This window comes from Paraburkholderia sp. SIMBA_054 (assembly GCF_046534875.1).
In the GTDB taxonomy this organism is placed as follows: domain Bacteria; phylum Pseudomonadota; class Gammaproteobacteria; order Burkholderiales; family Burkholderiaceae; genus Paraburkholderia; species Paraburkholderia hospita.
This window is the reverse complement of the sequence record NZ_JAWRXV010000005.1, coordinates 46659-68426: the sequence shown is the minus strand read 5'-3', so window position 1 is coordinate 68426 and position 21768 is coordinate 46659. Positions and strand designations below refer to the sequence as shown.

Annotated in this window: 20 protein-coding genes; 10 read left to right on the top strand and 10 right to left on the bottom strand. The window is 64.6% G+C overall.

All coding sequences use genetic code 11. From position 1 onward, the window contains the following. Positions 1 to 46 precede the first annotated feature (46 nt). Positions 47 to 523 (bottom strand): cyclic pyranopterin monophosphate synthase MoaC, encoded by a 477-nt coding sequence (gene moaC / locus SB822_RS07705; RefSeq protein ID WP_079484331.1) that lies wholly within the window; start codon positions 521 to 523, stop codon positions 47 to 49. A 235-nt stretch (positions 524 to 758) separates the two neighbouring features. On the opposite strand from moaC, the gene SB822_RS07700 reads away from it, so the two are divergent. Further along, the gene (locus SB822_RS07700; protein ID WP_007590084.1) at positions 759 to 2447 is read left to right on the top strand and encodes a M48 family metalloprotease; all 1689 of its coding nucleotides are present in this window, start codon (positions 759 to 761) and stop codon (positions 2445 to 2447) included. On the opposite strand, the gene SB822_RS07695 is transcribed toward SB822_RS07700, so the two are convergent. The 6 genes from SB822_RS07695 to SB822_RS07670 all read right to left on the bottom strand — a co-directional run bounded on the left by SB822_RS07695 (position 2444) and on the right by SB822_RS07670 (position 7246). Then, positions 2444 to 3052 (bottom strand): DUF2946 family protein, encoded by a 609-nt coding sequence (locus SB822_RS07695; RefSeq protein ID WP_079484337.1) that lies wholly within the window; start codon positions 3050 to 3052, stop codon positions 2444 to 2446. The two genes, SB822_RS07700 and SB822_RS07695, sit on opposite strands and share 4 nt — an antisense overlap. Then, on the bottom strand, positions 3045 to 4127 hold the full coding sequence (locus SB822_RS07690; protein WP_244144571.1) for a hydrolase: 1083 nt from the start codon (positions 4125 to 4127) through the stop codon (positions 3045 to 3047). The genes SB822_RS07695 and SB822_RS07690 overlap by 8 nt, the downstream gene beginning before the upstream one ends. A 78-nt stretch (positions 4128 to 4205) precedes the next feature. Beyond that, positions 4206 to 4652: a nuclear transport factor 2 family protein gene (locus SB822_RS07685; protein WP_007590089.1), complete on the bottom strand. Its 447-nt coding sequence runs from the start codon at positions 4650 to 4652 to the stop codon at positions 4206 to 4208. Positions 4653 to 4841: 189 nt separating this feature from the next. Further along, the gene (gene waaF, locus SB822_RS07680) at positions 4842 to 5867 is read right to left on the bottom strand and encodes a lipopolysaccharide heptosyltransferase II (protein ID WP_079484343.1); all 1026 of its coding nucleotides are present in this window, start codon (positions 5865 to 5867) and stop codon (positions 4842 to 4844) included. Positions 5868 to 6055: 188 nt separating this feature from the next. Then, a complete protein-coding gene (locus SB822_RS07675; RefSeq protein ID WP_007590092.1) occupies positions 6056 to 6250 on the bottom strand; it encodes a zinc-finger domain-containing protein in 195 nt (64 codons plus the stop codon). Between the two features lie 72 nt (positions 6251 to 6322). Further along, positions 6323 to 7246 (bottom strand): branched-chain amino acid transaminase, encoded by a 924-nt coding sequence (locus tag SB822_RS07670; RefSeq protein WP_007590094.1) that lies wholly within the window; start codon positions 7244 to 7246, stop codon positions 6323 to 6325. A gap of 312 nt (positions 7247 to 7558) precedes the next feature. Here SB822_RS07670 and SB822_RS07665 point away from each other — a divergent pair, with 312 nt between their 5' ends. The 9 genes from SB822_RS07665 to SB822_RS07625 all read left to right on the top strand — a co-directional run bounded on the left by SB822_RS07665 (position 7559) and on the right by SB822_RS07625 (position 17246). Then, on the top strand, positions 7559 to 8314 hold the full coding sequence (locus SB822_RS07665; protein WP_007590096.1) for an AzlC family ABC transporter permease: 756 nt from the start codon (positions 7559 to 7561) through the stop codon (positions 8312 to 8314). Next, positions 8311 to 8634, top strand: a complete 324-nt coding sequence (locus tag SB822_RS07660; protein WP_007590098.1) for an AzlD domain-containing protein — start codon at positions 8311 to 8313, stop codon at positions 8632 to 8634. The genes SB822_RS07665 and SB822_RS07660 overlap by 4 nt, the downstream gene beginning before the upstream one ends. 217 nt (positions 8635 to 8851) lie before the next feature. Beyond that, entirely contained in the window at positions 8852 to 10045 is a 1194-nt protein-coding gene (locus tag SB822_RS07655) for a phosphoglycerate kinase (protein ID WP_007742613.1), read from the top strand. 479 nt (positions 10046 to 10524) lie between these two features. Next, the gene (gene pyk / locus SB822_RS07650; RefSeq protein ID WP_090836001.1) at positions 10525 to 11961 is read left to right on the top strand and encodes a pyruvate kinase; all 1437 of its coding nucleotides are present in this window, start codon (positions 10525 to 10527) and stop codon (positions 11959 to 11961) included. Positions 11962 to 12191: 230 nt separating this feature from the next. Beyond that, positions 12192 to 13256 (top strand): class II fructose-bisphosphate aldolase, encoded by a 1065-nt coding sequence (gene fba / locus SB822_RS07645; RefSeq protein WP_007581427.1) that lies wholly within the window; start codon positions 12192 to 12194, stop codon positions 13254 to 13256. A gap of 175 nt (positions 13257 to 13431) precedes the next feature. Next, positions 13432 to 14322: a phosphoribosylaminoimidazolesuccinocarboxamide synthase gene (locus SB822_RS07640; protein WP_007581426.1), complete on the top strand. Its 891-nt coding sequence runs from the start codon at positions 13432 to 13434 to the stop codon at positions 14320 to 14322. Between the two features lie 27 nt (positions 14323 to 14349). After that, positions 14350 to 14868, top strand: coding sequence for a 5-(carboxyamino)imidazole ribonucleotide mutase (gene purE, locus SB822_RS07635; RefSeq protein ID WP_042311006.1), 519 nt, complete (start codon positions 14350 to 14352; stop codon positions 14866 to 14868). Between the two features lie 113 nt (positions 14869 to 14981). Beyond that, a complete protein-coding gene (locus tag SB822_RS07630) occupies positions 14982 to 16190 on the top strand; it encodes a 5-(carboxyamino)imidazole ribonucleotide synthase (protein WP_086919515.1) in 1209 nt (402 codons plus the stop codon). 12 nt (positions 16191 to 16202) lie between these two features. Next, entirely contained in the window at positions 16203 to 17246 is a 1044-nt protein-coding gene (locus tag SB822_RS07625) for an L-threonylcarbamoyladenylate synthase (protein ID WP_090835975.1), read from the top strand. A gap of 161 nt (positions 17247 to 17407) precedes the next feature. Here SB822_RS07625 and SB822_RS07620 read toward each other — a convergent pair whose 3' ends face one another. From SB822_RS07620 to dacB, 3 genes are all read right to left on the bottom strand, one after another. After that, complete coding sequence (locus SB822_RS07620; RefSeq protein WP_090835976.1) at positions 17408 to 18607, bottom strand: SGNH/GDSL hydrolase family protein; 1200 nt, start codon at positions 18605 to 18607, stop codon at positions 17408 to 17410. A 118-nt stretch (positions 18608 to 18725) separates the two neighbouring features. Next, entirely contained in the window at positions 18726 to 19646 is a 921-nt protein-coding gene (locus SB822_RS07615; RefSeq protein WP_090835977.1) for a sterol desaturase family protein, read from the bottom strand. A gap of 196 nt (positions 19647 to 19842) precedes the next feature. Further along, positions 19843 to 21555, bottom strand: a complete 1713-nt coding sequence (dacB, locus tag SB822_RS07610; protein ID WP_090835978.1) for a D-alanyl-D-alanine carboxypeptidase/D-alanyl-D-alanine-endopeptidase — start codon at positions 21553 to 21555, stop codon at positions 19843 to 19845. Positions 21556 to 21768: the final 213 nt, after the last annotated feature.

Below are 21768 nucleotides of genomic sequence, written 5' to 3'. Positions count from 1 at the left end.
GTGGGTAAGACTTAACAGGCAAGCCACGCAGGTGCGTAGCAAAACCTCACTCCGCCACCCAATCCCCCGACTTCCCCCCATGCTTCTCCATCACCTTCACATCGGTGATGGTCATCCCGCGATCGACGGCTTTACACATGTCATAGACCGTTAGCAGCCCGACCTGCACGGCCGTCAGCGCTTCCATCTCGACCCCCGTCCTGCCGAGCGTCTCGACCTGTACGCGGCAATGCACCGCTGGGCCCGACTCGTCGAGCTCGAAATCGACCGCAACGCGGGTAAGCGCCAGCGGATGACACAAGGGAATCAGATCGGCGGTGCGCTTCGCGCCCTGGATCGCGGCGATACGCGCGATGCCGATCACGTCGCCTTTCTTCGCTTCGCCTTTGCGGATCAGATCGAACGTGGCGGGCAGCATACGGATCGTTCCGCGCGCGACCGCGATGCGTTTCGTTTCCGCCTTGCCGCCGACGTCGACCATATGCGCCTGGCCGGCTGCGTCGAAATGAGTGAGTTCGGGCATGGTTGGCTCCTTCAGAGGGCGCCTATCATAGCAGCGCGGGCGCCGCGGGGCAGTCGGGCGCGGGACGGCGAAGAATCACGATAGCGCACAAAGCGTGCGGATGCCTGACTGTGGGCAACCCGCCATCCGTGCACTGACGAGGAAGCCGAAGCGCCCACATCACCCGGTACAATCGAAAACAAGGCCCATTCCTTCCGGCACCTTACGCCGCTTTCGATTTCGCACATCGTCCGCAATGCGTCTGAAACGGTTTCTCGCTGCATTGTTGTCCGTCACGCTCGCCGTCCCGCCCGCGATCATCGCGCAGCCGTCGAACCTGTCGGAACTGCCGCTCGTCACCGGGCCGCTCGACACGTACGGCGCGACAGCCGTGCCGCCCGACATCGCGCAAGGTGTGTTCGGCCTCTACGGCGGCGCGCAGTCGCGCTTCTCGGGCAACCCCGGCGGCAACGCAAGCCTGCGCGCGCCGATGTCGACCCAGCAGTTGCCCGATCTCGGCGACGGCTCGGGCGGCTCGCTCACGCCGCAAGCCGAACGCAAGCTCGGCGAACGCGTGATGCGCGAAGTCCGCGCCGATCCGGACTATATCGACGACTGGCTCGTACGCGACTATCTGAACTCGATCTCCGAAAAGCTCGCGGCGGCTGCAAGTGCGCAGTTCATCGGCGGCTATCGTCCGGATTTCGATCTGTTCGCGATGCGCGACGCGCAGATCAACGCGTTCTCGCTGCCGGGGGGCTTTATCGGCGTGAACACCGGGCTGATCGTCGCGACGCAGACGGAATCGGAGCTCGCGTCCGTCGTCGGGCACGAAATGGGTCACGTGCTGCAACGGCACATCGCGCGGATGATCACGGCGGGCGAGCACAGTGGCTACGCGGCGCTCGCGGGCATGCTGCTCGGCGTGCTGGCGGGCGTCCTCGCGCATAGCGGCGATCTGGGCAGTGCGATCGCCATTGGCGGGCAGGCCTATGCCGTCGACAACCAGCTGCGCTTCTCGCGCGCGGCCGAGCACGAAGCGGACCGCGTTGGCTTCCAGATGCTCGCGGGCGCGGGTTACGACCCATACGGGATGGTGTCGTTCTTCGAACGGCTCGATCGCGCGTCGATGAGCGACGCCGGCGCGCCCGCCTACGCGCGCACGCACCCGCTGACGGGCGAGCGTATCGCCGACATGTCCGACCGCGCGCGCCGTTCGCCGTACCGGCAGCCGCGCCAGTCGTCGGAATACACGTTCGTGCGCGCGCGGGCGCGCGTGCTGCAGGACCGCTCGCGCAGCGAATACGCGGACGACATCTCGCGGATGCGATCCGAAATCGAAGACCGTACCGCGCTCAACGTGGCGGGCAACTGGTACGGCATCGCGTACGCGCAGATGCTGCTCGAGCGATACGACGACGCTTCGGCTTCGCTGGCGACCGCGCGCTCTGCGTTCGACGCCAAAGTGCGCGCCGAGGGCGATCCTTCACGCAGTTCGCCGAGCCTAGACGTACTTGCCGTCGATATCGCCCGGCGCGCCGGACGCAACGACGAAGCCGTGCGTCTCGCGGAAATCGCGCAAAAGCGCTGGCCGCAATCGCACGCGGCCATCGAGATGCGTCTGCAGACGCTGCTCACCGCACGTCGTTTCGGCGAGGCGCAAGCGCAGGCGCAACGCGAGACGCGCGCCGATCCGCAGCAGCCCGTCTGGTGGCGTTATCTTGCGCAGGCGAGCGTCGGAACGGGTGACGCGCTGACGCAGCATCGCGCGCTTGCGGAGAAGTTCGCGCTGGAAGGGGCGTGGCCGTCGGCGATCCGGCAGTTGAAGGAAGCGCGCGACATTAAATCGGTCGGCTACTACGACCTCGCGACGATCGACGCGCGGCTGCATGAGTTCGAGGCGCGCTATAAGGAAGAGCGCGAGGACGAGAAGAACAGCAGCTAGCGGTTGTCTTGGGACGAGGCGCTGCCCGCAGCGACATGCGCTGCAGGACTTGCGACGAATCCGAAGCGCTTCTCGACCTCGGCCTTGCGCAAGGCCTCGAGCTTCAAGACCTCGCCGACACGCCAGTGGAAATCACCGCTTTGACCGTCGCTCGCAAGATCCGTGTGCTCGGAGAAAAGATCGAGATCGTGGTCGTGCAGCACCGCGGTACGCGCGGGCGTGGAGCGATCGATGAAAAGAATGCCGCCTTCGTCGTCGAGATACACGGCGGCCGGCTCGAACGCCTTGCCGCCCTGATCCGTCAACACGAGTTTTCCGCTAACGTCATCGCGAGCGAGCCGCACGACGAACGGCGTGTAGCCGAGTTCGACATATACACGCTGCGGCCCGTTCTGGAAGAACCATTGGCCTGTTCCGTCGGCTTCGTAGTTGCGGTTGATGAAGCCGAGCAGGGCGGTATGCCGGATCGGCTCGCCGGGCGCGCCTGCGGCTTGCGCCGCTTCATCGCGCATACGCCAGTTGCCGCGCCGGTCGAGCAGCAGCCAGCCGGTGCAATGCGGCACGTTTGGCCATTTGGCCAGGGCCTGCTTGACGATGTCATCCATGTCGCGTGAACGGGTCGAGGTAGCCGAAGATCCGGCGCGAAAGCCAGTCGATCCGGCCGGGGAAGGGGCCCGTCATGAAGCCGACGTGTCCACCGTGCTCCGGTTGATCGAGTTCCACCGTCGATGATACCTCGCTGCGCGACGGCAGGACTGCGCCCGGCAGGAACGGGTCGTTGCGCGCGTTGAGCACGAGTGTCGGCACGGTGATTTCGGGGAGCAGCGGGCGCGTGGTCGAGCGGGTCCAGTAGTCGTCCGCACTGCGAAAGCCGTGCAGCGGCGCCGTCACGACCTCGTCGAACGCGTGCATCGTGCGGCTGGCAAGCACGTCGTTCAGATCGTACAGGCCGGGATACTGTTCAAGCTTCTGCTGCGCCTTCAGCTTGAGCGTTTTCAGGAAGCTGCGTGTGTAGATCAGCCCGAAGCCTTGCGACAGCGCGCGGCCGCCCGCGTGCACGTCGAGCGGCGCGGAGATCGCCGCCGCCGCCGCGATGATCGACGCGTCTTCGCGGCGCTCGCCGAGCCAGCGCAACAGCACGTTGCCGCCCAGCGACACGCCGGCCGCCACAATCGGCCCCGGGTGCTGCTCGCGCAGCCGCCGCAATACCCAGTCGACTTCGTTGCTGTCGGCGAGGTGATAGAAGCGCGGCAACAGGTTCATCGGACCGCTGCAACTGCGAAAGTGCGGTACGACGCCATGCCAGCCGCGTATCTGGGCGCTCGCCATCAACGTGCGCGCATAGTGAGAGTCCGAGCTGCCTTCGAGCCCGTGAAACAGCACGAACAGCGGCGCATCGGCTGTGGGAGAGGCCGCGAGCGGATCGGGCACCAGCCAGTCGAGATCGATGAAATCGCCGTCCGGCGTATCCCAGCGCTCGCGCCGGTAGGTCACCTCGGGACGGCGGCCGAACAGCGCGGGAACGATGGTCTGGATGTGGCTGTTGGGAAGCCAGAGCGGGGCGCGGTAAAGCATGTCGACGGTCGCGTCGACTGACGTGCCCACGGCAACCCCAACCGCAGCCGCGGCTGCATCGAGGGCCGGTCTGGAAGAAGCTTTATTGTCGTGGGTCGTGCTCATGCCAACACCGGTATTCAGTCGAAGCGCCTGGCCGAAGTTTTCGCCGGAACTTCCGTCAAGCTGGTCTCGCGGGGCGCGTCAGTGCAGCGCGCCCTGACCATGTCTCATTTTCGCAGCAAACTGCGAGGCGGTTTCGTTCGGCATCGCACTCGCGTGAATATGCGCGATCTTCCATTCGCCGCGCTCGTGGACCATCACATAGGTCGTGAAGATCATCGCTGGCACGGCGGCCGGGTCGGCGGGCCGATGCGCTTCGGCAATCGCATAGACAACGGTGCCGAGACTGTCGTAAACGCGGATGTCGAGTGGCTCGATCGACACCGGCTGCGCTTCGAGCTGAACGGTCAGCCCCGAGCGGATCGCGTCGAGACCGTGCAGATGCGAGCCGTCGGCGCAGATACAACTGACGAATTCCTCGTCGATCCACAAGCCCATCAAACTGTCGATATTGACCTCCGCGACTGCCTGGTAATAGGCATTCAACGTGTCAGCAGCGGCTTCGAAGATGTGGGCAAAACGTGGCATGGCTCGTCAGTCTCTTGCGCGCAAGGCACGCGGTTGCGGGTCAGTGATATGCAGCAGGCCATCCGCCAGCATGCTCGCGCCTCAAGACGCGGGCATGACGCTGCAGGCGCACGGGGCGGCGCCCCGCGCGAAGCTCGACGAATAGCGCATCACGTGCTTTGACGATCCGGCGGCCCGGCGATCCGGCGCTCAGCGTTGCGCGAGCAACATTCCACGCAGATCGTCGAACACCTGTTCGGCGCTCAGTTGCCGCAGGCAGTTCAGATGGCCCAACGGACATTCGCGCTGAAAGCACGGACTGCACTCGAGATGCAGCCATTGTACCTTTGCGAGGTCCGACAAGGGCGGCGTGTGGCGCGGATCGGTCGATCCGTACACGGCGACGAGCGGACGGCGCAGCGCGGCTGCGACGTGCATCAGCCCGGAATCGTTGGTGACGACGGCGCTCGCCCGCGAAATCAGCGCACAGGCTTCGCCCAGCGCGGTCTGGCCGCACAGGTTGCGCACGTTCGGCGCGCGGTCGGCGATGGCCTGGGCGATGGGTGCGTCTTTCGGCGAGCCGAGCGCGATGATCTTCGTGTACGGGAACGACTGGCCGACCATCTGCGCGAGCGCCGCGAAGTGTTCGGGCGGCCAGCGCTTCGCCGGGCCGTACTCGGCGCCGGGGCAGAACACCAGCAGCGGCACGCGCGTGTCCAGATTGAAGCGCGTCGACACGCGCGACGCTTCGTTCAGGTCGGCGTCGAGCCGGGGCGGCGGGAGATCCTCGGGCACTTTCGCGCCGGGCGCGTACGCAAGCGCCGCGTATTGGCCGACCATCGGCGGACGCTCGTCCTTGCGCGGGTTCGCGTGCCGCACGTTCAAGAGCCCGTAGCGGCTTTCGCCCGTGTAGCCGATGCGCAGCGGAATGCCCGCCATCCACGGAATCAGCGCGGACTTCAGCGAATTGGGCAGCACGTAAGCCGCGTCATAACCGACGTCGCGCAAGTCGCTCGCGAGCTGCCAGCGGCGCAGCATCTGCAGCTTGCCGTGCGCGAGATCGGTCGCGTAGACATCACGGATTTCCGGCATCCGTTCGAGCACAGGCGCGACCCAACTGGGCGCGACGGCATCGATCGCGATACGCGGATGCAATTTCACGAGGCGCGCAAACAGCGGCTGCGCCATCAATGCGTCACCGATCCAGTTCGGTGCGATAACCAACGCGCGACGCATCAGGGTGAGTTTCCGATGTCTAAAATAAGGCGCCGCGCGCTCGAGGCGCGCGGTGCCGGGTTGTCAGGGAGTGTGGACTGCAGCTCAGGCTATATCGGCGCGCGCGGCGGGAAGTTCAACCTTCCGCCCGCTCCATTGAGCGACGCGCGGCGCCGCAGCCCAGGCGGCAGATGAAGCGGTGCAGCGGATCAGTGACCCTTGATCACTTCGCCGTCGCGCAGCTTGTAGCGCGTGCTGCAGTAGGGGCAGCGCGCTTCGCCGTGCGTCACGTCGATAAAGACGCGCGGATGGTTGCTCCAGCGCGGCATCGACGGGTTCGGGCAATACGCGGGAAGATCTTTCGCCGACAGTTCGACCAGCGGCATTTCCTTGATTTCGCTCATAGGGACTTTCTCGTTGTATGCACAATGCGGGCGCGCCCGGCTTTCTGCCTGCCGCGACGTGCCCGTTCAGATTCAGATCTTCGTCAGCCAGTGCGCGTACTTCGCGCTCTTGCCGTTCACGATGTCGAAGAAGCCCGTTTGCAGCTTCTCCGTGATCGGGCCGCGCGTGCCCGAGCCGATGGTGCGGTTGTCGAGTTCGCGGATGGGCGTGACTTCGGCGGCCGTGCCCGTGAAGAACGCTTCGTCGCACGTATAGACTTCGTCGCGCGTGATGCGCTTTTCGATCACTTCGATGCCCGCATCTTTCGCCAGCGTAATAACGGTGTCGCGCGTGATGCCGTCGAGGCACGACGAGAGATCCGGCGTGTACAGCTTGCCGTTGTTCACGAGGAAGAAGTTCTCACCCGAGCCTTCCGACACATAGCCGTCGACGTCGAGCAGCAGCGCTTCGTCGTAGCCGTCGGCCGTGGCTTCCTGGTTCGCGAGGATCGAGTTGACGTACCAGCCCGACGCCTTCGCACGGACCATCGACACGTTCACGTGATGGCGCGTGAACGACGACGTCTTCACGCGGATGCCCTTCTTGATGCCGTCTTCGCCGAGATACGCGCCCCACGGCCATGCGGCGATCGCGACGTGAATGGTGTTGCCCTTGGCCGACACGCCCAGTTTTTCCGAGCCGACCCAGATGATCGGGCGCAGGTAGCACGACTCCAGCTTGTTCTCGCGGACGACTTCGCGCTGCGCGGCGGCGAGCGTTTCGTGGTCGAACGGAACGTCCATCTGGAAGATCTTGGCCGAGTTCAGCAGGCGCTTGGTGTGTTCCTGAAGACGGAAGATCGACGTGCCGCCGTCAACTGTCTTGTAGGCGCGCACGCCTTCGAAGACGCCCATGCCGTAGTGCAGCGTATGGGTGAGGACGTGGATCTTGGCGTCGCGCCAGTCGATGAGCTTGCCATCCATCCAGATCTTGCCGTCGCGGTCGGCCATTGACATACGATTCTCCAGGCGGTGCGGGTTCGCGGGTTCGGATTCTGACGTCTGATCGTGACGTCGCTAGTGACGTTCGACTGTGGCGTCGGTTTCGAGTGTTCGGCGCGTGGCGCGACCACGACAGATGCGTTCGGGCCACACAGCGAAAAGCGATATTTTAGCGTCTTTTGCACAATCAACGGGCATTTGCGGGCACCCCGGACGCTATAATCCGGCGGTCGCTGAAAACTAACCGGATGCGCCAGCGGCTGCTACACGATCTGGCGCTGACCTCCTGTCATCGTGGCGCTCGTCGCGCCGCGCTGCATTCGCCTCATGCTCGCTCGTTTGTCCGATCTCGACCGCCGCGCTTTCCGTGATGGCGCGCGCGCCTACTCGCCGACGCTGATGGCGATCTTCTCCTGGGGCCTCGTGACGGGCATCGCGATGAGCAAATCGGTGATGACCGTGCCGCAGTCGCTCGCGATGTCGCTGCTGGTCTACGCGGGCTCGTCGCAACTGGCCGTGCTGCCGCTGATGCTCGCCAAGCTGCCCGTCTGGACGATCCTGCTGACGGCCGCGATGGTCAACACGCGCTTCGTGATCTTCAGCGCGGGCCTCGCACCTCACTTTTCGTATCTGCCGCTGTACCGGCGGCTGCTGGTCGGCTATTTCAACGGCGACGTCATCTATCTGCTGTTCCAGAAGAAAAGCTTCCAGCCTGGCTATGTGCCCGGCAAGGAAGCGTATTTCTGGGGCATGGCCGTCGCAAGCTGGCTGTCGTGGCAGGTCTCGTCGATCATCGGCATCCTGCTGGCGAGCCTCTTTCCCGATAACTGGGGCCTCTCGCTCGCGGGCACGCTCGCGCTGATTCCCGTGATGGTGTCGGCGATCTCGTCGCGCTCCACGCTGGCGGCCGTGAGCGTCGCGGGTATCGTCGCGCTGGTCGCGTTCGATCTGCCGTATCGCCTCGCGCTGCCGCTTGCCGTCGTGACGGCGATCCTCGCGGGCACTGCCGCCGACGCGCTGGTCGAGCGCGCCGACCTGCGCCGCATTCGCAACAGAGCGGGGAGTCCAGGAGATACGCAATGAGCACGCTGCAGATCTGGCTCGCGATCATCGGGATGATGTTTGTCACAGCGCTGACACGCGCGCTGTTTCTGATCGGGGGTGAGCGCACGGTGCTGCCAGAGCGCGCGCAACGGATGCTGCGTTACGCGCCCGCGGCGGCGCTCGCGGCAGTGGTCGTACCGGACGTGCTCGTGACGGACAGCGGTGTGTCCGTCGCGCTGTCGAATCACGAGCTGTACGGCACGCTCGCTGGCCTTGCGTGGTTCCTGTGGCGGCGGACGATGCTCGGCACGATCGTCGTCGGAATGCTGGTGTTCACGGCGCTGCGGTTGATTTTCTGAGGGCGGTCGCCTTCGGGCGCGTGAATGTTGCGCTGCAATATCGCGCAACGCCCGCTGCGGCCGGCAAATACTGGGATTCGCTCGGACGGGCTTAGATCGGTCCGTCGATCGGTTAAAATGGCTGTCTCCCGGAACACGCGCGAAGCCGCCGGCACCGTTCTCGATTGGCTGTTCGCGCAGCGTCCGCACCGCCTTCCAATCAACTCGCATATCAATCATGAAACAGGTATTGCGTCTCTCCGATCTGATCGCCGAAGGCAAACTATCCGGCAAACGCGTGTTCATCCGCGCCGACCTGAACGTGCCGCAGGACGACGCCGGCAACATCACCGAAGACACCCGCATCCGCGCTTCCGTGCCCGCCATCAAGTCCGCGCTGGACGCGGGCGCGGCCGTCATGGTCACGTCGCACCTGGGCCGCCCGACGGAAGGCGACTTCAAGCCCGAAGACTCGCTCGCCCCCGTAGCGAAGCGTCTGGCCGAACTGCTCGGCCGCGACGTGCCGCTCGTGCAGAACTGGGTTGAGAACGGCGTGAACGTCGCGCCCGGCCAGGTCGTGCTGCTCGAAAACTGCCGCGTGAACAAGGGCGAAAAGAAGGATTCCGACGAACTCGCGCAGAAAATGGCGAAGCTCTGCGACATCTACGTGAACGACGCGTTCGGCACCTCGCATCGCGCCGAAGCGACCACGCACGGCATCGCGAAGTACGCGAGCGTTGCCTGCGCCGGCCCGCTGCTCGCGGCTGAACTCGAAGCGCTCGGCAAGGCGCTCGGCGCGCCGAAGCGTCCGCTGGTGGCGATCGTCGCGGGCTCGAAGGTGTCGACCAAGCTGACCATCCTGAAATCGCTGGCCGACAAGGTCGATCAGCTGATCGTCGGCGGCGGCATCGCGAACACGTTCATGCTGGCGGCCGGGCTGAAGATCGGCAAGTCTCTGGTCGAAGCGGATCTCGTCGAAGAAGCGAAGGTGATCATCGAGGCCGCGAAGGCGCGCGGCGCATCGGTGCCGATTCCGTCGGACGTGGTCACCGCGAAGGAGTTCTCGCCGACCGCGAAGGCCGAAATCAAGCAGGTCGCCGACGTCCAGGACGATGACCTGATCCTCGACATCGGGCCGGAAACGGCGAAGGCGCTCGCGTCGCAGCTCGAAAAGGCCGGCACGATCGTCTGGAATGGCCCCGTCGGCGTGTTCGAGTTCGATCAGTTCGGCAATGGCACGAAGACGCTTGCGGAAGCCATCGCGAAGTCGTCGGCGTACTCGATTGCAGGCGGCGGCGACACGCTCGCGGCCATCGCCAAGTACGGCATCCACGACAAGGTGAGCTATATCTCGACGGGCGGCGGCGCTTTCCTCGAGTTCCTCGAGGGCAAGAAGCTGCCCGCAGTCGCTGTGCTGGAATCGCGGGCCTGATAATGGCGACGCGCTCCCCCAACAAGCCTCAGAAGACGCGCAACGCGTCGCGCACGGCAGCGGCAGGGGAGCGCGCAGCGCGCTCCGCACAAGCGCTGCAACCCGAGGGCGCCGAACAGGCGGCCTCGCAACTTTCCGGCAACGCGCCAGTGGCACAGACCACAGCCGTCGCCGAGGAACAGAATTCCGAACTGGCCGTGATCGATGTCACGCAACATGAAGATGCGGCAGACACGGCAGCCGGTTCAAGCGCAACGGTGTCTCTCGCCTCAAACACCGAAGCCGATGCATCTCGATCCACGGCGCACGAAGCGCCGCGGGCAGCAGATATCGCAGCAGTCCCCCACGATTCGACGCCGGGCCTTCAAGGTTCGAAGGGAACGAACGGCGCACCACCCCATGTAGCACCGGTCGTTGCGCAGCCTCCGCATCCGACTCCCAACGTTCATCCCAGCGATCTTATCCAGACGAGGAGACTCATGCATCGCGCCACCAAGATTGTCGCAACCATCGGACCCGCATCCAGCACGCAGGAAATCCTGCTGCAGATGATTCAGGCGGGCGCCGACGTGGTGCGTCTCAACTTCTCGCACGGCACCGCCGACGATCATCGTCAACGCGCGGAGTTCGTACGTGAAGCGGCCCGGCAGGCAGGCCGCGAGGTCGGCATCATGGCCGACCTGCAAGGCCCGAAAATTCGTGTCGGCAAATTCGAAAACGGCAAAACCACGCTGATTGCCGGCAACACCTTCATCCTCGACGCCGAGTGCGAGCTCGGTAATGACGACCGCGTCGGCCTCGACTACAAGGATCTGCCGCGCGACCTGAAACCCGGCGACACGCTGCTGCTCAACGACGGCCTGATCGTGCTGAACGTCGCACGTGTGATCGGCACTGAGATTCACACTGTCGTGAAGATCGGCGGCGACCTGTCGAACAACAAGGGTATCAATCGCCAGGGTGGCGGCCTGACGGCGCCGGCGCTGACCGCGAAGGACATGGAAGACATCCGCACGGCGATGTCGCTCGGCGCGGATTACGTGGCCGTGTCGTTCCCGAAGAACGCGACGGACATGGAAATGGCGCGCCAGCTCGCGAATATCGCGGGCGCGCCGTACGGCATCAAGCCGAAGATGATCGCGAAGATCGAGCGCGCCGAGGCAATCCCGGCGCTGCAAGGCATTCTCGAAGCATCGGACGGCATCATGGTCGCGCGCGGCGACCTCGCCGTCGAAGTCGGCAACGCGGCCGTGCCCGCGCTGCAAAAGCGCATGATCAAGATGGCGCGCGACGCGAACAAGTTCGTGATCACGGCCACGCAGATGATGGAGTCGATGATCCACGCACCCGTGCCGACACGCGCCGAAGTGTCGGACGTCGCGAACGCGGTGCTGGACGGCACGGATGCCGTGATGCTGTCGGCGGAATCGGCGGCGGGCAAGTACCCGGTGCAGACCATCGAAACGATGGCTGCCATCTGCCTCGAAGCCGAGAAGTCCGAGCATGTCGAGCTGGACAAGGATTTCCTCGACCGCACGTTCACGCGTATCGACCAGTCCATCGCAATGGGTGCGCTGTTCACCGCTTACCACCTGGGCGCGAAGGCGATCGTCGCGTTGACGGAATCGGGCTCGACCGCGCTGTGGATGTCGCGTCACTGGACGCATGTGCCCATTTTCGCGCTCACGCCGCGTACGGGCAGCGAGCGCGCCATGGCGATCTACCGCAACGTGACGTCGCTGCACCTCGACACCAGCAGCGACCGCGACATCGCGCTTGCGCAGGCGCTCGAAGTGGTGGTCGGCAAGGGCTACGCGGCGCGCGGCGATATGGTCGTGCTGACGGTCGGCGAGCCGATGGGCCAGGCGGGCGGCACGAACACCCTGAAGATCGTGCGCGTAGGCGAGCCGGTCTGATCGGCGCTTGATGAGCCAGCCATAAACCGCCGTCAGAGCGAGTTACAGCGAGCCGGAAACGGCGCGGCTGAACGGCACGCGTGAAGCAGAGTGCCGTGTCCCCGAAAGAGGCGGCGCACCCAGTTTGGGAGAGTGCGCTCGGGACACGGTCTGCTTCGCGATAAAATTGCACGAAATTGCATAAATAGATGCCGTCGGCACAGATTTCGTTTCAATCTATGGAGTAATCAATGCCTCTCGTATCAATGCGTCAACTGCTGGACCATGCCGCCGAACACGGTTATGGACTTCCGGCATTCAACGTAAACAATCTGGAGCAGGTGCAGGCCATCATGGCGGCGGCGGATCAGGTCAATGCGCCCGTGATCATGCAGGCGTCGGCGGGCGCGCGTAAGTACTCGGGCGAGCCGTTCCTGCGTCATCTGATCGAAGCGGCTGTGGAGTCGTATCCGCACATTCCCGTCGTGATGCACCAGGACCACGGCCAGTCGCCGGCAGTCTGCATGGCCGCGATCCGCAGCGGCTTCACGAGCGTGATGATGGACGGCTCGCTCGAAGCCGACGGCAAGACGGTGGCGTCGTACGAGTACAACGTCGATGTGTCGCGCAAGGTCGTCGAAGCGGCGCATTCGATCGGCGTGACGGTTGAAGCGGAACTGGGCGTGCTCGGTTCGCTGGAAACCATGAAGGGCGACAAGGAAGACGGCCACGGCGCGGAAGGCACGATGACGCGCGAGCAACTGCTGACGGACGTCGAGCAGGCCGCCGACTTCGTGAAGCTCACGCAATGCGACGCACTGGCGATTGCGATCGGCACGTCGCACGGCGCGTACAAGTTCTCGAAGAAGCCGACGGGCGATATCCTGTCCATTCAGCGCATCAAGGAAATTCACCAGCGCATTCCGAACACGCACCTGGTGATGCACGGTTCGTCGTCGGTGCCGCAGGAACTGCTGGCGGAAATCCGCGAATTCGGCGGCGACATGAAGGAAACCTACGGCGTGCCCGTCGAGGAAATCCAGGAAGGCATCAAGTACGGCGTGCGCAAGGTCAACATCGACACCGATCTGCGTCTTGCCATCACGGGCGCGATCCGCCGCTACATGGCGGAAAACCGTTCGAAGTTCGATCCGCGCGACTACCTGAAGCCGGCTCGCGAAGCCGCGAAGAAGGTGTGTGTGGACCGTTACCTGGCGTTCGGCTGCGAAGGCCAGGCGTCGAAGATCAAGCCGGTCTCGCTGGACAAGATTGCTGAGAAGTACAAGGCGGGCGAGCTCGCGCAAGTCGTTCGCTAAGCGGCGGGCGGGCGCGCTTCGATGTCTGTCTGGCGCCCGTTTGTTCGCTGCTTGCGTGGTACGCACCTGGCCATCTGGCCAGGTTGTCGTCAGATCGCCGTTCCCGCATGATCAGGGGAACGGCGTTTCCCTTTTGTTTCGGGCAGTTTTTGCCCCATTTTTGTGAATCACGACGATGTCTACCCTCTACGAATCCACGCTCCGCTCGCTGCCGCTGCTCGGCCGCGGCAAGGTCCGCGACAACTACGCGGTGGGCAACGACCAGCTGCTGATCGTCACGACGGACCGTCTGTCCGCGTTCGACGTCATCATGGGCGAGCCGATTCCGAGTAAGGGACGCGTGCTGAACCAGATGGCCAATTTCTGGTTCGACAAGCTCGCGCACGTCGTGCCGAATCATTTGACGGGCGTCGCGCCGGAAACGGTCGTCGCGCCTGACGAGGTCGAGCAGGTGAAGGGCCGCGCAGTCGTGGTCAAGCGCCTCGAGCCGATTCTCGTCGAAGCGGTGGTGCGCGGTTATCTCGCGGGCAGCGGCTGGAAGGACTATCAGGCGACGGGCGCCGTGTGCGGCGTGCAGCTGCCGGAAGGCCTGCAGAACGCGCAAAAGCTGCCTGAGCCGATCTTCACGCCGGCAGCGAAGGCCGAAATGGGCCACCACGACGAAAACATCACGTATGAAGAGATGGAGCGCCGCATCGGCACCGAACTGTCGGCGACGATCCGCGACATCTCGATCCGCCTGTACAAGGAAGCGGCCGACTACGCGGCCACGCGCGGCATCATCATCGCCGACACGAAGTTCGAATTCGGTCTGGACGACAAGGGCCAACTGTACCTGATGGACGAAGCGCTGACGGCGGATTCGTCGCGCTTCTGGCCGGCGGACCAGTACCAGGTGGGCACGAACCCGCCGTCGTTCGACAAGCAGTTCGTGCGCGACTGGCTCGAAACCCAGCCGTGGAAGAAAGAGCCGCCCGCGCCGAAGCTGCCGGACGAAGTCGTCACAAAGACGGCCGAGAAGTATCAGGAAGCGCTCGAGCGCTTGACGGGTCAGAAACTGGCCTGAGCGCCACGCATATGGAAAACAGGCAAGATGAGTGAAGTCCAGACAGCACACACGCACAGCGCGCCGCTCGTCGGCGTGCTGATGGGTTCCAGTTCCGACTGGGACGTCATGAAGAACGCGGTCGCGATCCTGCAGGAATTCGGCGTGCCGTACGAAGCGAAGGTCGTGTCCGCGCACCGCATGCCGGACGAAATGTTCGCCTATGCTGAAAGCGCGCGCGAACGCGGCATCCGCGCGATCATCGCGGGCGCGGGCGGCGCGGCGCATTTGCCGGGCATGCTCGCGGCGAAGACGACGGTACCCGTGCTGGGCGTGCCCGTCGCGAGCAAGTATCTGAAGGGTGTCGATTCGCTGCATTCGATCGTGCAGATGCCGAAGGGCGTGCCCGTCGCGACGTTCGCGGTCGGCGAAGCGGGTGCCGCGAATGCCGCGCTGTTCGCGGTGTCGCTGCTCTCCGGCACGTCGCCGGAATATGCGGAGAAGCTCGCCGCGTTCCGCGTGCGCCAGAACCAGGCGGCTCACGCGATGACGCTGCCGCCGCTGTAACGCGTAGCAGTCAGACGTTGTAGTCCAGCGTCGCAGTGCAACGTCGTACTCCAATGTCGCAGTTCAATGTTTCACCCGGCCGATCCCCACATCGGCCGCGACCGACCACCAAGATGAATCCAGACAACACTCCGGTATCACCGATTCTGCCCGGCGCATGGCTTGGCATGGTCGGTGGCGGCCAGCTCGGCCGCATGTTCTGCTTCGCCGCGCAGGCGATGGGCTATCGCGTCGCCGTGCTCGATCCGGACGAGACCAGTCCGGCCGGCGCCGTCGCGGATCGCCATCTGCGCGCCGCCTACGACGACGAAGCGGCCCTCACCGAACTCGCGCGGCTGTGCGCGGCGGTGTCGACCGAGTTCGAGAACGTGCCGGCCGCGAGCCTCGATTTCCTTGCGCGCACCACGTTCGTCAGCCCGGCAGGGCGCTGCGTCGCCGTCGCGCAGGATCGCATTGCGGAGAAGCGCTTCATCGCGTCGTCGGGTGTGCCCGTTGCGCCGCATGTCGTGATCGAATCGTCGGATGCGCTCGCTGCGCTCAATGATGCCGCGCTCGAAGCCGTGCTGCCCGGCATTCTGAAGACTGCGCGCATGGGCTACGACGGCAAGGGGCAGGTGCGGGTCGGCAACGCGGCTGAAGTGCGTGCGGCCCATGCGTCGCTGGGCGGCGTGCCGTGCGTGCTCGAAAAGCGTTTGCCCTTGAAGTTCGAAGTGTCGGCGCTGATCGCGCGCGGCGCGACGGGTTGCTCGACCGTGTATCCGCTCGCGCAGAACACGCATCGCAACGGCGTGCTGTCGCATACCATCGTGCCCGCACCCGACGCGAGCGCGACGCTCGTCGAACAGGCACAGCAGGCCGCGCTGCAGATCGCGGACAAGCTCGGCTACGTCGGTGTGCTGTGCGTCGAGTTCTTCATTCTCGAAGACGGCACGCTGGTCGCGAACGAAATGGCGCCGCGTCCGCACAACTCCGGCCACTACACGGTCGACGCCTGCGCGACGAGCCAGTTCGAACAGCAGGTGCGCGCAATGACAGGCATGCCGCTCGGCGACACGCGCCAGCATTCGCCCGCCGTGATGCTGAACATCCTCGGCGACGTGTGGTTCCCGGTCAACGCGAAGGGCGAGCGGCCCAGCGCCGCTGTCACGCCGCCGTGGCACGAGGTGGCTGCGATGCCGGAAGCGCGTCTGCATCTATACGGCAAGGAAGACGCACGTCCCGGCCGCAAGATGGGCCACGTGAACTTCACGGCCGCGACGCTTGAGCACGCGCGCGCGGCTGCCCGCGATTGCGCGCGCCTGCTGCATATCCCGACGAGCTGAGCACGAGCCTTTATGCCGGATCAAACGAAACCTGCCGACGTGACGTCGAGCGTCGGCGCCGACGAGATCGCGCGTGCTGCGGCGCTGCTCGATGCAGGGCAACTCGTCGCGTTTCCTACGGAGACTGTCTACGGGCTGGGCGGCGATGCCGAAAGTCCTGACGCAGTCGCGCGCATTTATGCGGCGAAAGGCAGGCCGGCGAATCATCCCGTGATCGTGCATCTGGCGCCGGGCGGCGATCCGAATTATTGGGTCGAACAACTGCCGTCCGATGCGCAGCGTTTGATCGACGCGTTCTGGCCGGGTCCGCTGACGCTGATTCTTAAACGCGCCGCGCATATTCCGGCGGCAGTAAGCGGCGGTCAGGATTCGGTTGGATTGCGTTGTCCGTCGCATCCTGTTGCGCAGGCGTTGCTCGCGGCGTTCAGTGCGTTGCGTAATGGACATGGCGGTGTGGCTGCGCCATCGGCGAACCGCTTTGGTCACGTCAGTCCGACCACGGCGCAGCATGTGCGCGAGGAATTCGGCGAGGCGATTCACGTGCTCGACGGCGGGTCGTCGGATGTTGGTATCGAATCGACGATCGTCGATCTGTCGCGCGGTTTTCCTGCGCTGCTGCGGCCGGGACATGTGACGCCGCAAGACATCGCCGACGTGCTCGGCGAAATGCCCCGTCTGCCCGACGGCTCGGACGCGAGCGCGCCGCGTGCATCCGGTACGTTGAAGGCGCACTATGCGCCGCGCACGCCGCTCGCGTTGCTGCCGTTCGATGTGATCGAGCCGTTGCTGGCCGCGCGCGCGTCCGGCGAACGCGTTGCGCTGGTCGCGCGCGTTTCGCGCGCAGGGCGCTGGGCAGAAGCGGAGGGCGTGCATTTCGTCGCCGCGCCGGAAGATCCACATCTCTATGCGCGCGATCTATATGGCTTGCTGCGCGCGCTGGATCGCGCGAATGTGTCGCGGATACTGATCGAGAAGTTGCCGGATACGATCGAATGGATCGCCGTCAACGACAGGCTGGGACGCGCGGCCGCGGCGTTCGAGGCGCACGACGCCTGAGAGCCGTCCGCGCGCGGCACGCATCTCGCGTGATCGCAAACGGAATCGCAATCGAATCGCAAAAGCAGGCGTACCCAATCAAAAAGCCCGGCTCGTGAGAGCCGGGCTTTTTTCAAATCGAGCGAAGCCGAAAGCGGCGGGGCAACCCCGCCGGATGCCGCTTACTTGCCGAGACCCGTCGCCGCGATCTTGCCTTCGACGAACGTCGCAAACGCGGCATGCGCATGCGTCGTCGGGTGGATCGTGTCGGCGAACACATACGACTGGTCCGCGCCCGCGACCGTCAACGTGTTCGGCGAGCAGAACAGCGACGAGCCGAATAGCTGGCCGTACTGCTCCGCCGTGATGCCGCCGACGAGCACGGACGGGTTCGCCCTTGCGTAAGCCGTTGCGTTTGCAGACATCTGCGCGATCGTGCAGGCCGTGCCCGTCGTATTGCTGAAGCCTTGCGCCGACGGATTGGCGAGCAGTGGCGTGAGCCAGTTGCCCGTCGCGATGAACACAACCTTGCTGGAGATGCCGGCGACGGCCAGCGACTGCTGCAGCACGCCGTTATACGTCGCGACGATGCCCGAGATCACCGACGGCACCTGCGCCGAGCCGAGCTGCGCGGCAAGACCGGCTGCAAACGGCGTCTTGCCGATGTCGGGCACATCCATGACGACCACGTGGGTCGCGCCCTTGGCGAGGACCGTGGCGATCTGGGCCGCGAGCGCCTGGGCCATCGGGCCGACCGTGCTTACCGCGACTGACTGGACGATGGCGGGCGCCTGGGTCGGATCGGTCAGCTGCGCGACTTGCGTCTGGATCGTCGTCAGCATGGTGGACAGGTTTTGCAGAATGTCGTTGGCGCCGCCGTTGACCAGCACGAGCTGATTCGAATTGAAGCTGCCGTGGTCCGTCAGATACTGCTGCACCTGTTGTGTGACCGGCCATGTCGTTTGCGCCATGTTGTTGGGCGCGAAACCAATGCCGTCGGTGCGCGATACATCCGAGCCGCCCTGCGCATAGCCGAACCCGCCGTTCGCCTTGAGAGGCTGACCGAAGCCGCCCACATAAGCCGGCGTCAGCGTATCGCCGTAGTACTCGGCGATCTTTTGGGTCCACACTTCACCAGGATTCGTCGTATAGCGTCCGCCGCCGAAGCTCGAGGTGATCACGGGCGAATACGTGCCGACATCCGACAGGCTGTCCCCGAACGACACCACCTGCAGTTTGACCCCGCCCGCAGGCGTGGCGCTCGCGTTGTTGTTATTATTGTTGTCACTGCCGCCGCATGCGACGAGCGTGGCGAATGCCGCGCACGCGACGGCGATGCGCGCGTAGCGCACGACGCCCTTGTTGTTTGATGCTTGCTTCATAAGGTCCTTATCTCCTCGTATGTATCTGGCCTGAGCCTGGTGTCTCGTGAGCCATCTGATGCAGGCGTCGTCTGGACGCGGCGACGAACCTGCAAAGCCTTCCCTGTTGTTGCGGCCGCTAGACGGCCGCGTTGTTGTTCTGTTGTGTGTGTCCAGCGGCATCGGGCGCAAGCTCATCGCCGCGCAGGCTCGCGTGATACTGCACGGCCCACGCGGGTGGCGCGAACAGCGCGCTCATCCGGTCGCGCAAGCCGCGCACCCGCACGAAGTCCTGCGCCATCGAAGCCCATTCATGAAACGTCGCTTTCAACGGGTTATACGTATGAAGCGGCTCGACGATGCCATACACGGGCGCCTCGTTCCGATCTTCATCGACATGGCTGCCGAACAGCCGGTCCCAGATCACCAGCACGCCTGCGTAGTTGCGGTCGATATACCGGTCGTTGCGCGCGTGATGCACGCGATGGATCGACGGCGTGTTCAGCACGTATTCGAGCCAGCCGAGCTTGCCGATCGATTGCGTATGCACGAAGAACTGAAACCCCAGATTGATCAGCACGACGCCGACGATCTGCTTCGGCGGAAAGCCGAGAAACGCGAGCGGAATCCAGAAGAGCCACATGCCCGCGACGGGATACATGAGGCTCTGGCGAAACGCCGTCGAGAAATTCATCCGCTCCGACGAGTGATGTACGACATGCGCGGCCCACAACCAGCGCACGCGATGGCTGCAGCGGTGAAACACGTAGTAGAGCAGATCCTGCGCGACGAACAGCACGACGAACGACACCCAGCCCGCATGCCAGTCGAGCAGCCGGTAGTGCTCGTAGCAATACGCATAGACGGGGATGACGAACAGCCACGCGAGCTTGTCGGCGCCTTGGTGCATCAGCGCGAGCGCGGTATTGCACAACGTGTCGCGCCAGCTGTACATGCGCGCTTCGGGCTGCGTGCGATGCGCGCGCCACGCCTCCCAGCCGATGCACGCGAGAAAGATCGGCGCCATGGCGAGCAGAAGCAATTCGGCATCGAATTGCATTGACGTCTCCCTCCGAGGGTCCCTGCGGCCTCCTCGAGGAGGCCGGCATTGTCTTTATTGTTTGAATGCGGCGCTGTTCATCATGCGGCGCCTGTCGCGCGCGCCGTCATGCTTGTTTGTCTGCGCCTTTTTCATACTGCCCGACAGCGTACAACGCCTCGCGGCGCGTCGCGCACCGCTTCAATAGAAGGAATCCTCAGTGCGCGCCGCGCTTCTGAGGGTTTTTCCTGATCTTGCGACGCGGCTCGTCCGGGGCATCTGTCGTGGCCGGCGCGACGGTGCTGGCGAGCATCGCAGACGGTCCCTGGTACACCCATTCGAGCAGTTCGTCATGCGCGGTGCGCGCGGCTTCCGCGTGTGGATCGTTGATCAGGCTGACGACGACATAGCTCTGCCCATCGGCTGATGCGACATAGCCTGCGATCGCGCGCACGTCGCGCAGCGTGCCCGTCTTGATGTGCGCGTTGCCGTTCACTGGCTTCGAAGTCAGGCGGTTGCGCATCGTGCCGTCCACGCCGACGATAGGCAGCGAATCGACGAACACCTGCGCGACGGGGCTGGTGTTCGCGCTTTGCAGCAGATCGGCGAGTGCGAGCGCGGTAATGTGCTCGTCGCGCGAAAGGCCCGAGCCGTTGTCGAGGCTCAGATATTCCATCGGCATCGCGCTGCGATGCAGGAACGATTCGATTGCTTCCGCCGACTTCGCGGGCGTCGCGGGCGGCCGGTTCATGACGGCGCCGATCGTCAGAAACAGATTGCGCGCCATCGTGTTGTTGCTGAACTTGTTGATGTCGCGAACGATGTCGGACAGCATCGGCCCCTGATGCGTCGCGACGAGTTTTGCATCGACGGGTACGGCGCCTTCGCGCGTCGTACCGTTGAACGTGCCGCCCGTCTGCTGCCACAGCGCAAGGAAGCCGCCCGCGAAGAACGTCGTGTGATCGAGCACGGCCACGTTGACGGTGCGCTCGCCGCAGCGCAGCGGATAGTCGCCGATGAACGACGCATTGACCACGCCATTCGCCGCCGGTGTGACGGCGGGCGTCACGAGCTCGCCGCGGCACGGGCCGCGCGTCGCATGCAATTCATTGTCGATCTGCAATTGTGCGAGCGCGGGCAGCACGTCGATCTGCACCTTGCCGTCCTCGGATGGCGACATCGTGAACGACAGTGACTTGAACGCGTACAGCAGCGGATCGGGGCCGACGTTATAGGGCGAATTGACGTCGCTGTCGAATGCGGGCAGATCACGAGTAGATGGATCGAAGAAGCGTTTGTCGAGCACGAGCGCGCCATCGATGCCCGTGATGCCCGCCTTGTGAATCTTCTGGACCAGGTCGATCAGTTCTTCGGGCACGAGCTTCGGGTCGCCCGTGCCCTGGATGTACAGATTGCCGTGCAGGACACCGTTGCCGTCGATGTTGCCCTGCGCGTACGCCGTCGTCTTCCAGCGGTAGTCGGGGCCGAGCAGCGACAGTCCCGAGTAGGTCGTGACGAGTTTCATCGTCGACGCGGGCATCATCGGCTTGCCGGCGTTCAGCGCGAGCACGGGCGTGCGGTCGCCGACCTTCTCGACGACCACGCTGATCGACGACAGCGGCACATGCGCGCGCTGCAGGCCCGCCATCACGGCAGGTGGCAATACGGTGGTGACGTTGACGGCGGGTTGCTGCGCTTTCTTGCGCGCGTCGGCGGGCGCGGCGACGGCGAGCGCGGCGCACGCGAACAGTACGGCGGCGGCGCGCGCAGCGGCGCGGCGGTGCGAATGCGAAAACGGCGACGGTTTCGCGGCGCGACCGGTTTTGGGCAGCGCAGCCGCCGGATCAGCGTGCGCGGACGTCAACGTCCTGAAGCGGCGCCCGAGCGAACGGGCATACGACGAAGCAAGTGAAACGAAGGCGAGCGGCATGTACGGACAGGATCGGCAAAAAGCAGCGAAATAGCGGCGAAATAGCGATGCGCGGCGGGCGGCGCGGAAAGGCAAATGCAAGGGCAACGAGCGCAGCGAATGTCACGCGAGGCCTGCAAAATCAGCTGCGTCGTGCAAAAGCGCTCATTGTAGAGAGTTGCGATGACGTCGCGAAAAAAATGATGCCGTGTGTTTCGTGCGCGTCACTCAATC

Bases quoted from the DNA above. Each gene is read 5' to 3' on its own strand.
- moaC (WP_079484331.1), bottom strand. From the start codon at position 523: ATGCCCGAACTCACTCATTTCGACGCAGCCGGCCAGGCGCATATGGTC.
- SB822_RS07700 (WP_007590084.1), top strand. From the start codon at position 759: ATGCGTCTGAAACGGTTTCTCGCTGCATTGTTGTCCGTCACGCTCGCC.
- SB822_RS07695 (WP_079484337.1), bottom strand. From the start codon at position 3,052: ATGGATGACATCGTCAAGCAGGCCCTGGCCAAATGGCCAAACGTGCCG.
- SB822_RS07690 (WP_244144571.1), bottom strand. From the start codon at position 4,127: ATGAGCACGACCCACGACAATAAAGCTTCTTCCAGACCGGCCCTCGAT.
- SB822_RS07685 (WP_007590089.1), bottom strand. From the start codon at position 4,652: ATGCCACGTTTTGCCCACATCTTCGAAGCCGCTGCTGACACGTTGAAT.
- waaF (WP_079484343.1), bottom strand. From the start codon at position 5,867: ATGCGTCGCGCGTTGGTTATCGCACCGAACTGGATCGGTGACGCATTG.
- SB822_RS07675 (WP_007590092.1), bottom strand. From the start codon at position 6,250: ATGAGCGAAATCAAGGAAATGCCGCTGGTCGAACTGTCGGCGAAAGAT.
- SB822_RS07670 (WP_007590094.1), bottom strand. From the start codon at position 7,246: ATGTCAATGGCCGACCGCGACGGCAAGATCTGGATGGATGGCAAGCTC.
- SB822_RS07665 (WP_007590096.1), top strand. From the start codon at position 7,559: ATGCTCGCTCGTTTGTCCGATCTCGACCGCCGCGCTTTCCGTGATGGC.
- SB822_RS07660 (WP_007590098.1), top strand. From the start codon at position 8,311: ATGAGCACGCTGCAGATCTGGCTCGCGATCATCGGGATGATGTTTGTC.
- SB822_RS07655 (WP_007742613.1), top strand. From the start codon at position 8,852: ATGAAACAGGTATTGCGTCTCTCCGATCTGATCGCCGAAGGCAAACTA.
- pyk (WP_090836001.1), top strand. From the start codon at position 10,525: ATGCATCGCGCCACCAAGATTGTCGCAACCATCGGACCCGCATCCAGC.
- fba (WP_007581427.1), top strand. From the start codon at position 12,192: ATGCCTCTCGTATCAATGCGTCAACTGCTGGACCATGCCGCCGAACAC.
- SB822_RS07640 (WP_007581426.1), top strand. From the start codon at position 13,432: ATGTCTACCCTCTACGAATCCACGCTCCGCTCGCTGCCGCTGCTCGGC.
- purE (WP_042311006.1), top strand. From the start codon at position 14,350: ATGAGTGAAGTCCAGACAGCACACACGCACAGCGCGCCGCTCGTCGGC.
- SB822_RS07630 (WP_086919515.1), top strand. From the start codon at position 14,982: ATGAATCCAGACAACACTCCGGTATCACCGATTCTGCCCGGCGCATGG.
- SB822_RS07625 (WP_090835975.1), top strand. From the start codon at position 16,203: ATGCCGGATCAAACGAAACCTGCCGACGTGACGTCGAGCGTCGGCGCC.
- SB822_RS07620 (WP_090835976.1), bottom strand. From the start codon at position 18,607: ATGAAGCAAGCATCAAACAACAAGGGCGTCGTGCGCTACGCGCGCATC.
- SB822_RS07615 (WP_090835977.1), bottom strand. From the start codon at position 19,646: ATGCAATTCGATGCCGAATTGCTTCTGCTCGCCATGGCGCCGATCTTT.
- dacB (WP_090835978.1), bottom strand. From the start codon at position 21,555: ATGCCGCTCGCCTTCGTTTCACTTGCTTCGTCGTATGCCCGTTCGCTC.